The sequence below is a fragment of the Marinomonas lutimaris genome (assembly GCF_019426345.1).
Taxonomy (GTDB): Bacteria; Pseudomonadota; Gammaproteobacteria; order Pseudomonadales; family Marinomonadaceae; genus Marinomonas; species Marinomonas lutimaris.
Genome location: NZ_JAHLLW010000001.1, coordinates 224,571 through 237,075 on the forward strand (window position 1 = coordinate 224,571; position 12,505 = coordinate 237,075).

General features: G+C 42.4%; 12 protein-coding genes. 6 read left to right on the forward strand and 6 right to left on the reverse strand.

Annotation, left to right across the window (positions count from 1 at the left end; translation table 11 throughout):
- Positions 1-34 precede the first annotated feature (34 nt).
- The 3 genes from hemF to KPL72_RS01015 are packed head-to-tail and all read left to right on the forward strand — an operon-like array spanning position 35 to position 3,037.
- The gene (gene hemF, locus KPL72_RS01005; RefSeq protein ID WP_219701281.1) at positions 35-982 is read left to right on the forward strand and encodes an oxygen-dependent coproporphyrinogen oxidase; all 948 of its coding nucleotides are present in this window, start codon (positions 35-37) and stop codon (positions 980-982) included.
- 52 nt (positions 983-1,034) lie between these two features.
- Entirely contained in the window at positions 1,035-1,835 is an 801-nt protein-coding gene (gene aroE / locus KPL72_RS01010; protein WP_219701285.1) for a shikimate dehydrogenase, read from the forward strand.
- 41 nt (positions 1,836-1,876) lie between these two features.
- Positions 1,877-3,037, forward strand: a complete 1,161-nt coding sequence (locus KPL72_RS01015) for a GNAT family N-acetyltransferase (protein WP_219701288.1) — start codon at positions 1,877-1,879, stop codon at positions 3,035-3,037.
- Between the two features lie 7 nt (positions 3,038-3,044).
- Here KPL72_RS01015 and hmpA read toward each other — a convergent pair whose 3' ends face one another.
- Positions 3,045-4,235, reverse strand: coding sequence for an NO-inducible flavohemoprotein (hmpA, locus tag KPL72_RS01020; protein WP_219701291.1), 1,191 nt, complete (start codon positions 4,233-4,235; stop codon positions 3,045-3,047).
- 207 nt (positions 4,236-4,442) lie between these two features.
- Here hmpA and norR point away from each other — a divergent pair, with 207 nt between their 5' ends.
- Complete coding sequence (norR, locus tag KPL72_RS01025; protein ID WP_249422036.1) at positions 4,443-6,038, forward strand: nitric oxide reductase transcriptional regulator NorR; 1,596 nt, start codon at positions 4,443-4,445, stop codon at positions 6,036-6,038.
- Between the two features lie 54 nt (positions 6,039-6,092).
- Here norR and KPL72_RS01030 read toward each other — a convergent pair whose 3' ends face one another.
- The 4 genes from KPL72_RS01030 to KPL72_RS01045 form a co-directional block, all read right to left on the reverse strand.
- Positions 6,093-6,671 (reverse strand): hypothetical protein, encoded by a 579-nt coding sequence (locus tag KPL72_RS01030; RefSeq protein ID WP_219701296.1) that lies wholly within the window; start codon positions 6,669-6,671, stop codon positions 6,093-6,095.
- Entirely contained in the window at positions 6,661-7,857 is a 1,197-nt protein-coding gene (locus KPL72_RS01035; protein ID WP_219701299.1) for a DNA cytosine methyltransferase, read from the reverse strand. The genes KPL72_RS01030 and KPL72_RS01035 overlap by 11 nt, the downstream gene beginning before the upstream one ends.
- Positions 7,858-8,005: 148 nt before the next feature.
- Entirely contained in the window at positions 8,006-8,545 is a 540-nt protein-coding gene (locus KPL72_RS01040) for an Eco29kI family restriction endonuclease (protein WP_219701302.1), read from the reverse strand.
- Between the two features lie 103 nt (positions 8,546-8,648).
- On the reverse strand, positions 8,649-8,846 hold the full coding sequence (locus KPL72_RS01045; RefSeq protein WP_219701305.1) for a hypothetical protein: 198 nt from the start codon (positions 8,844-8,846) through the stop codon (positions 8,649-8,651).
- A 388-nt stretch (positions 8,847-9,234) separates the two neighbouring features.
- Here KPL72_RS01045 and KPL72_RS01050 point away from each other — a divergent pair, with 388 nt between their 5' ends.
- Entirely contained in the window at positions 9,235-10,524 is a 1,290-nt protein-coding gene (locus tag KPL72_RS01050; RefSeq protein ID WP_219701799.1) for an MATE family efflux transporter, read from the forward strand.
- Between the two features lie 117 nt (positions 10,525-10,641).
- Positions 10,642-11,532, forward strand: coding sequence for a shikimate dehydrogenase (aroE, locus tag KPL72_RS01055; RefSeq protein WP_219701307.1), 891 nt, complete (start codon positions 10,642-10,644; stop codon positions 11,530-11,532).
- Positions 11,533-11,558: 26 nt separating this feature from the next.
- Here aroE (KPL72_RS01055) and KPL72_RS01060 read toward each other — a convergent pair whose 3' ends face one another.
- The gene (locus KPL72_RS01060; protein ID WP_219701309.1) at positions 11,559-12,335 is read right to left on the reverse strand and encodes an FCD domain-containing protein; all 777 of its coding nucleotides are present in this window, start codon (positions 12,333-12,335) and stop codon (positions 11,559-11,561) included.
- Positions 12,336-12,505 lie beyond the last annotated feature (170 nt).

Here is a 12,505-nt window from a genome sequence, read left to right on the forward strand (position 1 = left end):
TTTATTTTAAAGCCATGACCAGATGGAGTATCTCATGTCAGCAAGTTCACCCGCTACGGTTACCAATCTCGATGTGCAAGCCGTTAAAGACTATCTCCTTTCTCTTCAAGACCATATTTGCTCTACATTAGAACGCGTCGAGCCACTAGCTCGTTTCAAAGAAGATGCGTGGGACAGACCCAACGGCGGTGGTGGACGGACTCGTGTTATAGCAGGTGGTGAGGTTATTGAAAAAGGCGGAGTTAACTTCTCTCATGTCATGGGTGATAACTTACCGCCCTCTGCGACGGTTGATCGTCCTGAGTTAGCTGGTGGCCGATTTGAAGCCATGGGCGTGTCTTTGGTGATCCATCCTAACAATCCTATGGCTCCGACGTCTCATGCTAATGTGCGTTTGTTTATCGTTTACAAAGACGATATGGCACCAGTTTGGTGGTTTGGTGGTGGTTTTGATCTGACTCCTTATTATGGTTTCGATGAAGATTGTATCCATTGGCACAAGGCTTCTTATGATGCTGTCGAGCCATTTGGAGAAGGTTATTATTCGCGCTTTAAAAAATGGTGCGATGAATACTTTTATTTGAAACACCGTGGCGAACCACGAGGTGTTGGTGGTTTGTTTTATGACGATTTTAATGAAGGTAGTTTTGAGCATTGTTTCGGCATGATGCAATCGGTAGGCAATACATTTACTAAAGCCTATTTGCCGATTCTAGAGCGTCGTAAAGATTTGCCATTCACTGAGCAACAGCGCGACTTCCAATTGCATCGTCGTGGGCGTTATGTAGAGTTTAATTTGGTGTTTGACCGTGGCACGCATTTTGGCATACAAAGTGGCTTGGGCCGTACCGAATCCATTTTAATGTCATTACCACCAGAAGTGCGTTGGACGTATGAATATCAGGTGGAAGCGGGTAGCGAAGAAGCCAAGCTAACCGAGTACTATTTGACGTCGAAAGATTGGCTTGTTCTGGCCAAGTGATAATGCTGTTATCGTCTTTTATAATTTTTTCTACTTTCTAAGAGGATGAATTTTGGATCAATATGCTGTTGTAGGTAACCCAATAGCCCACAGTAAATCACCTAGCATTCATACGTATTTTGCTACGCTGACGAATCAAGAATTGGTGTATTCGACCTTGCTTGGCGACGAGGCTGAATTTGAAAATCAAGTCAGAGATTTTTTTGAAAAAGATGGAAAAGGTCTGAATGTTACCGTGCCGTTTAAAGAACGCGCTTATGCTATGTGTGATATTTTAAGTCGACGGGCAAAACAAGCTGGAGCGGTGAATACTTTACTAATGGGTAAAAATGGCGACCTTTTCGGCGATAATACCGACGGAATCGGCATGGTTCGTGACATTATTCATAATCATGGACAGAGTTTAACGGATAAACGTATTCTTCTTCTGGGCGCAGGCGGTGCGGTTCGAGGTGTGCTTGAACCCGTTTTAGCTGAGAATCCAGAATCTGTCACCATTGCTAATCGTACGTTTGAGAAAGCTCAGTCCTTGGCCTATCAATTTGATTGTTTAGCTTCATCTTTCGAAGCGCTAGAAGGTCCTTTTGATATCATCATTAACGGCACATCAGCGAGCTTATCTGGCAGTTTGCCACCCTTAAAAGACGAGCTAATAAACGCTGAAACCTGGTGTTACGACATGATGTATGGCAAGGGGCGCACTGTGTTTTTACAGTGGGCGCACGAGCATGGTGCTGATGGTGCCGATGGTCTAGGCATGTTGGTTGGCCAAGCCGCAGAAGCGTTTTATTTATGGCGACAAGTCCGACCAGAAATTGCCAGTCTAGTGGATGAAATGCGTAAACAGATGTAAGTCAAACAGCCTTTGCAATAAGCGACAGAAAGGAAAGTAGTATGAAAGCGCAATGGTTTAACTCGGTTGATCAAATAGGCCAAGCCAAATGGCAAGAGGCTATTGGAGAAACACGTTATCCCTTTGCGCAATTTGCTTTTCATCAGGCGTTAGAGCAAAGCAAAAGCATCGGCGATGGAACCGGTTGGTATCCTGAATATTTGCTAGTGATGGATGATGACGACAGCCCGCTTGCCATTGCCCCAACCTACTTAAAAACCCACTCTCAAGGCGAATTTGTCTTCGATTGGTCTTGGGCTGATGCTTACCAGCGTTACGGCATGCGTTACTTTCCTAAGCGCATCTGGGCGATTCCTTTTTCTCCTGTGACAGGTTCGCGGATTTTTTCTCACCTCGATCCAAAAGGCGATGATGTGCAGTTTTCTCATCTGTACCCAGCGCTTGCAGAATTAATGACTCAAGCCAACCAAGAACGAGAGTTTTCAAGCTGGCATCTGTTATTTACCAAGCCTGAACACGCGGCCTTATTCGCACCAAATAAAGACCTATTGCATCGAATTTCCTGTCAGTTCCATTGGTTTAATCGCGATTACAAAGACATGGAAGATTACTTATCTCACTTCTCTAGCCGCAAACGCAAAACAGCACGTAAGGAACGAGACAAGGTCGCGAAGGAAGGTATCAAGCTGACTCGTACTATAGGCAGCGATTTAACCTCGGCAGACATCGATTTCTTTTATCTGTGTTATCAATCCACTTATGCAAAACGTGGGCAACAAGGCTATTTAACCCGAGAATTTTTCGGTCAATTAGCCGAAAACATGGGCAATCAAATTCTTTTGGTACAAGCCTTTCTAGATGAAGAAGCCATTGCTGCGTCTTGGTGTTTCTTCGACGATCACTCTTTGTACGGTCGTTACTGGGGTTGTATGGAAGAAGTGGATTGCCTGCATTTTGAAGCTTGTTACTACCAAGGCATTGAGTTTTGCTTGGAAAAAGGGTTACAGCATTTTGATCCTGGCACCCAAGGGGAACATAAAATCGCCCGAGGTTTTGAACCTGTCTTTAGCCACAGTATTCACTACATCGCCCATGAAGGCTTCCGCGAAGCCATTGGTAACTTCTGCGAAGAAGAAGCCCAAGCCGTGCGTGAGTACCATCAAGATACCCACGCATTGTTGCCGTTTAAGCAAGAAGTTTAGCTAAATATCAAACTTCTTGATGCGGGCCGAATAGTTCGTAATGAATGCGGTCTGCTTCCACGCCAAGGGTTAGCAATTGCTGCTTAACGAACATCATGAAGCCAACAGGCCCGCATAAATAGAACTCGCCATTCGTCAGCGGCAAGCTGTCTTTTATTGTATCTAGTTGCATCATGCCTTTTGTTACGCCCTCTTCTTCGCTTTTGGCTTGTTCGTACCAAGTATGAACGGACAGATTTAAATGGCCTTTTAGGCTGTTTACGTGCTCTTTGAAGGAATGTTGACCTTGATGAGCACAAGCGTGTAAATAGCTCACAGGGTGGCCGTATTGCTGCTTATCTAGAGTATTTAGTATGGCTTGCATTGGCGTTAAACCCACACCACCAGAAATCAGCACGACGGGCGTTTGCTTGTCTTTGAATACGAAATCACCTGCTGGTGGCATGGCTTCAATTTCGTCTCCGACGTTTAAATGATCATGAAGGTAATTCGACATAACACCTTTGATGTCACCTGCGCCTTCGCGTTTTACGCTGATGCGATAGTTTTTGCCATTTGGTGTTGTTGATAAAGAGTATTGACGTATCTCATCGTACTCATTGCCTTTTGGATGTAACTTAACGCCCAAGTATTGTCCTGGCTGATAGTCTATTACTGCGCGGCCATCGACAGGTTCAAATACAAAGCTGGTTACTAGATCAGATTCTGGTGTTTTAGACGCAAGACGGAAACGACGGAAATCTTTCCAGCCACCACGTTGCGCAGCTCGCTCTCTATAAAGATCTCCTTCGACTTGAATAAAGATACCAGCTAATTGAGTGTAGGCCGCTGCCCAAGCTTCTTCTACGTCTTTGGTGAAAGCCTCTGGTGCGAGTTCTCGTAAGGTTTCAAGTAGGTGATGACCAACGATGTCGTATTGGTTTGGTTGGATATTAAAACTGGTGTGCTTATGAGCTATACGCGTCACGGCGCTAGTCAATACTTCTAGATTATCGATGTGCGTTGCGTACGCCGCGATGGCATTGAACAAAGCTGCAGGCTGACCACCGGTTCTTTGATGCGTCATGTTGAACACATCTTTTAGTTCAGGATTATGGAAAAACATGCGTTGGTAAAAATGTTCTGTAATCGCAGTTCCTGCAGAAGCAAGAAGCGGGATAGTCGCTTTGACAGTGTCGATATGGTGTTGAGTTAACATGTTATTTCCTTTGCTAAGAGTACGGATAGGTGTTTTGTTAACTCTTCTATAGCGAAGCGCGCGCCAACTAATAATAGATAATAAAATCAGTAATTTAGGTTTTTAATATCAATTAAAGAGTCAATAAGACTCGCTAATAAAAAAGTCTATATGATATCTTCGAGTCAAATTGACACGAAATATTATTTGCCCTATGAGTTGATAACCATGAATCAGGTCTCTAATAACGCCTTATTGAGCTTTGCCCTCGATCTTGCTAGCGCGGTGACGCAGCCCAATCGTTTTGAACAATTGGTGTATGCGGTGCGGGCAACAATTAACTGTGATGCAGTCGTCTTATTGGCGAATAATAATGGTGTGCTGACACCGCTTGCCCAGCGGGGCTTATCGGAAGACCTAATGGGGCGTCGGTTTATTATTGATGAACACCCGCGTTTGAAGGCTATTTGTAGCGGTCATTATCCGGTTCGTTTTCCTGCTGAGTCGCCTCTTCCCGATCCTTACGATGGCATGGTGTTAGGCCACGATGAGAATTTACCTGTGCATTCTTGCATGGGCGTTCCTTTGTATTTGGAAGGAAAATTGATCGGTGTTGTCACTTTAGACAGCATCATGCCGGGCGTTTTTGATAATATCGACGCGCGTGCTTTGGAAATCATCGGTACCATGGCGGCCATGACACTAAATACCGCCATCTTGATGGAGCGTTTAGAAAACCAATCTCTCCACGCCCAGAACGTACTAAAAGTGATGGGCGATCAACGCATTGACATGATCGGCCAAAGCAAGGCTATGCAAGATCTCAAACAGTCGATTAATTTAGTCGCATCGTCGGATTTTTCTATTTTAATCGAAGGTGAAACGGGTGTTGGAAAAGAGCTTGTCGCAAGAGCTTTGCATGAACAATCTTCCCGTGCAGACGCGCCTATGGTGTATGTAAATTGTGCAGCGATTCCGCACCATCTCATCGAAAGTGAGCTTTTTGGCCATGTAAAAGGTGCGTTTACCGGAGCGGATAGAGATAGAGATGGTAAGTTTTTGTTGGCTGACGGCGGAACCTTGTTGCTCGATGAAATTGGAGAATTACCGTTAGAAGTACAAGGTACTTTGCTTCGTGCCATTCAGAATCAAGAAATCCAAGCGGTTGGCAAAGATCAAATTCGCAAAGTAAACGTGCGTATTATTGCTGCGACTAACCGACATTTAGAAACAGAAGTAGCAGAGAATCGTTTTCGAGCGGATTTATTCCATCGCCTCAGTGTTTTCCCTATTCAAGTTCCTGCGTTACGCGACAGACAAGGCGATATTGCCTTATTAGCCGGATTCTTCGCCGAACGTTTTCGCCGCAAATTAGGCCTGCAACAACTGATTTTATCCGCATCAGCTATCGACATGCTCGAAGCTTATCACTGGCCTGGTAATGTTCGAGAACTAGAACACGTCATCTCTCGCGCGGCGCTATTTTCTAGGGCCGAGAGTTCAAAGGCAGAAAGCGGCAAAGCGGACAATGCAACAGGTATTACCGTTATCACTTCTGCTCATTTAACAGGGTTACAAATCGATAATAGTGCTAAAGAAAAGATACAGAAAAACGAGCTAGAGCCGCCGCGTTTAGAAAAACATAAACCAATCGATTTGCGTTTAGAAACAGAGACTTATCAACGAGAGTTAATCCGAAAAGCGTTAGAAAACAATGACGGCAATTGGACTAGAGCCGCTCAGCAATTGTCTATGGATCGCGCTAACCTAGCGCGCTTGGCGAAACGCTTAGGGATTGTCGTTGCCAAAGAAGTACGTTCTTAATACGCGAGCAAATTTTTTCTTAAGGATGATCAGCCTGCTTTAGCAAAGTTGAGTTTAGAATATATTATTAATATTTTTCTCGAATACGAGTCCTTGAAGAGAGTTGCTCTCTACTAAGGTCTTAAATTCATCATTGCAGTACATGCAAACCCTAGCAGTGTATTTTGATTTAAAAACCAACTTATCTTCTGTTGAGTTATCAAAAACTAAATGCTTTATCCCTATTTCTTCACCATCGTAGTATTCTTTTTCACTTCGCTGCATATCCTCTTTTCCGAAAACACGAGGGTTGAACAGCACCATTGGAATCCCGTCAACATTAAGGTCTAGAAACTCTCCGTATTTCTCTAAAGACACCTTAACTATGTTGTAAGCTTTTTGGGTTAAGACAAGGAAGCTGCCATAGGAGTTAAGATCTTGATAAGTATCTTTCGAATCTTTAAAAAATGAGCACTTAATTTCTTCCTTTGGCCATAAGTCACTGAGTTTGTCGTTATTTACAGGTAACATGGCCAGATGTGCCATTAGACTTAAACCCTTGGGAGCATAAGGTTTAAGCTTGTCAGTAAGTTGACGAACATCAAGATCAATAACGTCAGCTGTACCGTTTTTGCGTTTTATTCTATATATCATCCCCATCTTGCCTAATTAGACTTTTACTATCATTTTTGAGTTCTGATAATGATTTGAAAATAGATTTTCCAATGATTTCAGCGAGCTTTACCGGAACAGCATTTCCTAACTGCCTCATAGCTTCTCCCCAAGAGCCTTCAAAGGTGAAGTCATCTGGAAAAGTTTGGAATCGAGCACTTTCTCTAACTGTAAAGTATCTAACGCTACCATCCTGATAGCGAATCATATTCTCACCTCCAGGTACTCCATGATCTCCCGCTTTTAGTGCTTTAGCTGGTTCATCAATATAGCTACCTGTATGTCCTGGGTATATTTTAGCGCCACCTTTAAAAATATGATCATTTACTCTTTTTACTTGTGAATCTGTTGGATAAGGTAAATCCGATATGGTATCTCTTACAGTTAACCATGCTTTTTTTGTAGGCTTTATATAAGCGTATTTCTTGTTTATTTTTTCAGCTTTGCTTTTGTTTTTTTCGTCAACTTGAGGAATGGGGATTTTATGACGTAACCAATATTCTTTAGATATCCATTTCTCCCATATTAATGTATCTTCTGAATGTGTTGGTTCTGGAAATCGCCAATTAATATTTATATCAGACCTGAACCCTATAAAAAAAACTCTTTCTCGTTTTTGAGGGATGCCATAGTCTGCAGCGTTAACTAGTTTATAAATGACATTATATTCTAAGCTGTTATCTCCATTTATTTTTTCATTTTCTAATAGCTTAATTTTATGCCTTTCCCAATTTTCAGAGTCTTCTCTTTTAATAGATGGGTGTTTAAGTTGTAAAAGAATATATTCGAAATAATCATTAAAAGATGCACGCATTAACCCTTTTACATTTTCAAATATAAAAGCTTTAGGCTTACTTTCACGGATTGCACGAACTGCCTCAGGAAACATATCTCTGATATCATGACGACCTTTGGATTTTCCCCCTAGAGAGAAAGGCTGGCAAGGTGGTCCACCAGAAAGCAAATCTATTTCCTCAGAAATAGTCATAAAGTTAAAATCAGATATACTACCCTCAAAGAGGTTCTTTCCAAAATGAAATATTTTGTTAGACCTAATTGTTTTACAGGCATCTTTATTTATTTCAATAATTGCTTTATGTTCAAACCCACTTTTCTTTAAGCCTAAGGCCAGACCGCCAGCCCCAGAAAAAATCTCTATTGAATTCATGCTAACCTTGTATAAATGTGTATATATTAGATATATTTATATTGTAATAAAAATAGAGGAAAGAGGAAAGGAAATATATTTTATATAAGTTATAGATATTATGAAATATCTATAACTTATAGTTAGCATGTTTTTTACTTATAAAAAATTATTTTCGTAATTTTTCGGCCCATGCTCTTCCTGGATGGGCTTTATCCCATTCTGACTTGGCTTGCTCGTAACGACCTTTTCCTGGATCATGATTACCAAAACCATCAATTTTAGTATTCCAAATAGGTTGATATTTGTTTATAAGAATTGATTCAACAACTGAAATAATAGCACTCATCTCTAATGGTATAAGCATAAACTGGCATTCAAAATCATTAATTTTTAGATTAGATGCTTGTTGAATACTTCTGGTATGTTCATTAAGCCTCGTTTTTAGTTTTGGCTCTTCACGAGCCACAAACGAACCTGTTCTTGAGCCTGTAGGTACTGCTTTTCCTATATATATAGGTTTATTTCTTGTTGCTAAATATTTAGGATCGTTACCATTATAGTATAAAGCATAAACACCTGAGCCATTGAATTGGTTGCTTAAAGGTAATTTATGTTTAGGTGTAGCACCTAAAAAAAGAGCTGCTTCATTTGCCAGCTGCATCAACTGGTGAGACTGAAATGTTTGTTCTACAATATTTATACCCATAATTCTTTCCTTAGTTTAAAAAAGGTAAAATGTTAGACTGATTCTTTATGAAATAACTCTTTATAAATATATATCATCGTTCCTCAATATGGATAACTAATGACTACTCCTTTGAATTTTGCCCTTTCTTTTTAGCTTCTTTCGCTTTGTCCATTTTGATGGAGTTGCGATAGCCGCCCAGTGCCGCCAACGCGCCAATAATGAAACTCATGTAAAGCGGAATTTGAAACAGCATAGTGATACTGATGAATACACACCCGACAGCTAAACCTTCGATAAAGGGTTTGAGTTTCTTGGGCATAAAAGTTCTCCGAACGATAAAAAATAAATGCGAGTCTAGCAAATTTCCGCGACGATGTGAGCACGATTGTGGAAAAAAGCATCACTTATCCAATATTAGGAACATTGAATTTTATCGAATATATGGCGTCTATTTTTGTGGGTAAGTGGGAGCCAAATGAGAACCATGCCTGATTACCGCCCTTTTCTGAGTAATTATTGCACAAAACCATTAAGAACTGCCCCAGATTGTGAATAACTGCTATTATTTTCCACAGATCAGCGAGTTCCGGTTTTCTGATTTTGATTGATTTTTATCCACAAGTGAGACCCGCGTGTCAAAGTTATCCCCCAGTTCTATTTTTTGCTCGTATCGTGCAAATACTGTATTAAATCGAAAAATTTGGCGCATGGCGTGGCCGCCGATGATTTCAAATATCACCACTCCTTTACTGGGTTTAGTCGATACCGCTGTAGTTGGGCACTTGGGAACGGCAACACATCTTGCCGCTGTGGCGATTGGCGCGAGCATTTTTAGCTTTCTGTTTTGGGCGTTTGGTTTTTTGCGCATGGGCTCAACCGGATTGACTGCACAAGCGCTTGGGCAAGGCGACGAAAGACGGGTTCGTGAACTGCTTTTGCAATCGATTTTGATGGGCGTATTTATCGGGCTAATGCTGATTCTATTCCGGGCCCCTTTGATCGATTTGGCGATCACTCTGATGGAGCCAAGTGCTGAAGTGGAACCTTGGGCGCGTTTGTATTGTGAAGCGCGGATTTTCAGTGCGCCAGCTGTGTTAGCAGGTTATGCCTTAATGGGTTGGTTCTTTGGCGTGCAATATTCCAAAGGGCCGCTGTGGATGCTGTTGGTGATCAATGTCGCCAATATGATTCTGGATTATTTTGCGGTTTATGGTTTGGGTATGGCGAGTGATGGTGTGGCGTGGGCGACCGTGTTTGCTCATTATATTGGCGTGACTGTCGCCGGTGTTTTGGCTTGGCATAAATTGAAAGGTTTCTCTGGTCATGTGCCGTTAAGCGTGTTGGCAAAATGGCGTGAATACATGGCTTTGGTCAAAGTGAATCGCTATCTGTTTGTGCGTACGATTCTTTTGCTATTGGTTATGTTGTTTTTTACCGCTCAAGGCGCGCGCCAAGGTGATTCTATTCTTGCTGCCAACGCTGTGTTGCTAACTTTCTTGATGATTATTTCTAACGCCTTGGATGGTTTTGCTTTTTCGGTGGAAGCTTTGTGTGGCGAATACTACGGCCGCAAAGACAAAGCCAATTTTAAAAAGGTGATTCAGCTTTCGACTTATTGGGCGCTGTTCGCCGCTTGTATTTTGATGCTGATATTTTGGCTTTTTGGTAATCAAATCATAGCGTTACTGACCAGTGTGCAAAGTGTTCGAGACGATGCTGCTCTGTACCTACCTTGGCTCATCTTTTTCCCTCTGTTGGGTATTTGGTCTTTTATGTTGGATGGTGTTTTCATTGGCACAACCAGCGTAAAACAAATGCAAAACACCATGATTATTTGCGTGGTCGGCGTGTTCTTCCCCGTTTGGTTTATCACTCAAGATCTTGGCAACCATGGTTTATGGCTGAGCCAAGCCATGTTGTTTATTGCGAGAGCCATCACTTTATATTGGTGCTATCTGCAAAATATGAAAAAAGGTGTTTGGTTTGCGAATTCATAACGCCTATTACTTTGTGTAAAGACTTCTGTTAACAATTGAAATTTTTCTGGCGATTGGGTTTGTTACCATGAATGACGTGTTCTTTTTTAAAGCCACCAAACATGGAGAGAATTCAATATGTCGAAGCATTTCTTAAGCGAGTTAACCGGTTCTTTTGCCACGCCAGCGCTAGAAAATCCTACTGGCGTAATGATGGAAGCTGCGTATCGAGATTTAGGTCTGGATTGGCGTTACATCAATTGCGAAATTCAACCTGATGATCTTAAAAACGCCGTGTTAGGTGCGAAAGCCATGAACTGGCGCGGTTTTAACTGCTCAATTCCTCATAAAGTATCAGTTATTTCTCACCTTGATGACTTAGGCGAGTCGGCTCGAATCATTGGTGCAGTCAATACCGTGGTGAATCGTGATGGCAAGTTGATTGGTGAAAATACCGATGGTCGTGGTTTTGTCGAATCCGTTAAATCCAGCTTAGAGCTTACTAATAAGCGTGTTGTTTTGTTTGGCGCAGGGGGCGCGGCACGAGCGGTTGCTGTTGAACTGGCCTTGGCGGATGTGGTGCACATAATCATTGTGAATCGCAATCAAGAACGCGGTGAAGAGCTTGCCAAACTGGTTGCCGATAACACGTCTGCTGGCGCGGAGTACCACGCTTGGACAAAGCAATATCAGATTCCTGCCGAGACGGATTTAGTGATCAATGTGACTTCTATTGGTTTGTTCCCGAATGTGGATGCGAAGCTAGATATAGACACAGATTCGATTAAATCTAGCATGGTAGTTGCAGATGGGATTTTCAATCCACCTGAAACTCGATTGATTCAAACTGCGAAAACTAAAGGCTGCACGACGGTCAATGGCTTGGGCATGCTTGTTCAACAAGGAGCAATCGCCTTTGAATACTGGACAGGAAAAGCGCCTACCATTGAGGTGATGAAAGCCGCATTGAGTGATGCTTTGGACATTACAGATCTGGACAGCACTGATTTGGAGAGTAAAGAAAAATAATGATCACTGGAATATTCCAAGATTGTTCAAAGCGGACTCTGGTGCTCGTTTCTGCGTAGTGAGCGCTGGATTCTTGTTTCCTCTTGGCGCATTTTCAATAAATTATCTTCCACGAAAACTAAATGTGTATGCGCCGCCGTGCGAGCGGCTTCGGCGTCGCCATCCATAATGGCTTGATATAGATTCGCATGTTGCTCCATCACACGTTGGCGTGCTGCGGGTTTTTCGAATAAATTTCTCAAGTTGCTCGAAATGCTCTTCGCCAACATGGCGTGCAGGCCGCGAAGTGTGTGTAGCAAGACCACATTGTGCGCAGCTTCCGCGATGATCATATGAAATTCCACATCGAGCTTTGTTTCCAAGGCGAAGGCTTTATTTTGGTTGGCTTCCACCAGTTGATGAAAACAGTGAGTGAGCTTGGTTTTGTCTGCATCGGTGCTGCGCAACGCGGCGTAATAAGCAGCAAGACTTTCTAACGCATCGCGAAACTCCAACTGATCGTATAAAAATTCATCATGGGAACTGAGCAGATCTTGCAGTGGATCGGCAAAGGAGCTGCCGAGTTGCTCCGACACATAGGTACCGCCACCATGACGACTGAATAACACGCCGCGCGCGATTAATTTTTGAATGGCTTCCCGCAACGAAGGGCGAGACACGCCAAAGCGCGCTGCCAATTCCCTTTCTGGCGGCAGTTTTTGCCCTGCAGTAAAACTGCCTTCTAAAATCATGCTTTCGAGCTCTTTCATGATGATGTCGGAGATTTTCGGCTGTTTAACTCGCCCAAAGTGATTGGATTCCATGACGTTTCCTAAAAATGTATTCTTTAAAGATGGCTTTGGTGATAGTTGTGCATAAGTTAAAAAGTGGTAAAACCAATTAATCTTGCTGCTAAAATTCACGAAATATCGACTAAACTATCGGTTGACAAAGTTTGGTTAGCTTCTTAATGTGCCTTATATTTAAAAGGTGA

Excerpts from the sequence above, each read along its gene's own strand:
- hemF (WP_219701281.1), top strand. The coding sequence starts at position 35 with ATGTCAGCAAGTTCACCCGCTACGGTTACCAATCTCGATGTGCAAGCC.
- KPL72_RS01015 (WP_219701288.1), top strand. The coding sequence starts at position 1,877 with ATGAAAGCGCAATGGTTTAACTCGGTTGATCAAATAGGCCAAGCCAAA.
- hmpA (WP_219701291.1), bottom strand. The coding sequence starts at position 4,235 with ATGTTAACTCAACACCATATCGACACTGTCAAAGCGACTATCCCGCTT.
- norR (WP_249422036.1), top strand. The coding sequence starts at position 4,443 with ATGAATCAGGTCTCTAATAACGCCTTATTGAGCTTTGCCCTCGATCTT.
- KPL72_RS01030 (WP_219701296.1), bottom strand. The coding sequence starts at position 6,671 with ATGATATATAGAATAAAACGCAAAAACGGTACAGCTGACGTTATTGAT.
- KPL72_RS01035 (WP_219701299.1), bottom strand. The coding sequence starts at position 7,857 with ATGAATTCAATAGAGATTTTTTCTGGGGCTGGCGGTCTGGCCTTAGGC.
- KPL72_RS01040 (WP_219701302.1), bottom strand. The coding sequence starts at position 8,545 with ATGGGTATAAATATTGTAGAACAAACATTTCAGTCTCACCAGTTGATG.
- KPL72_RS01045 (WP_219701305.1), bottom strand. The coding sequence starts at position 8,846 with ATGCCCAAGAAACTCAAACCCTTTATCGAAGGTTTAGCTGTCGGGTGT.
- KPL72_RS01050 (WP_219701799.1), top strand. The coding sequence starts at position 9,235 with ATGGCGTGGCCGCCGATGATTTCAAATATCACCACTCCTTTACTGGGT.
- aroE (WP_219701307.1), top strand. The coding sequence starts at position 10,642 with ATGTCGAAGCATTTCTTAAGCGAGTTAACCGGTTCTTTTGCCACGCCA.
- KPL72_RS01060 (WP_219701309.1), bottom strand. The coding sequence starts at position 12,335 with ATGGAATCCAATCACTTTGGGCGAGTTAAACAGCCGAAAATCTCCGAC.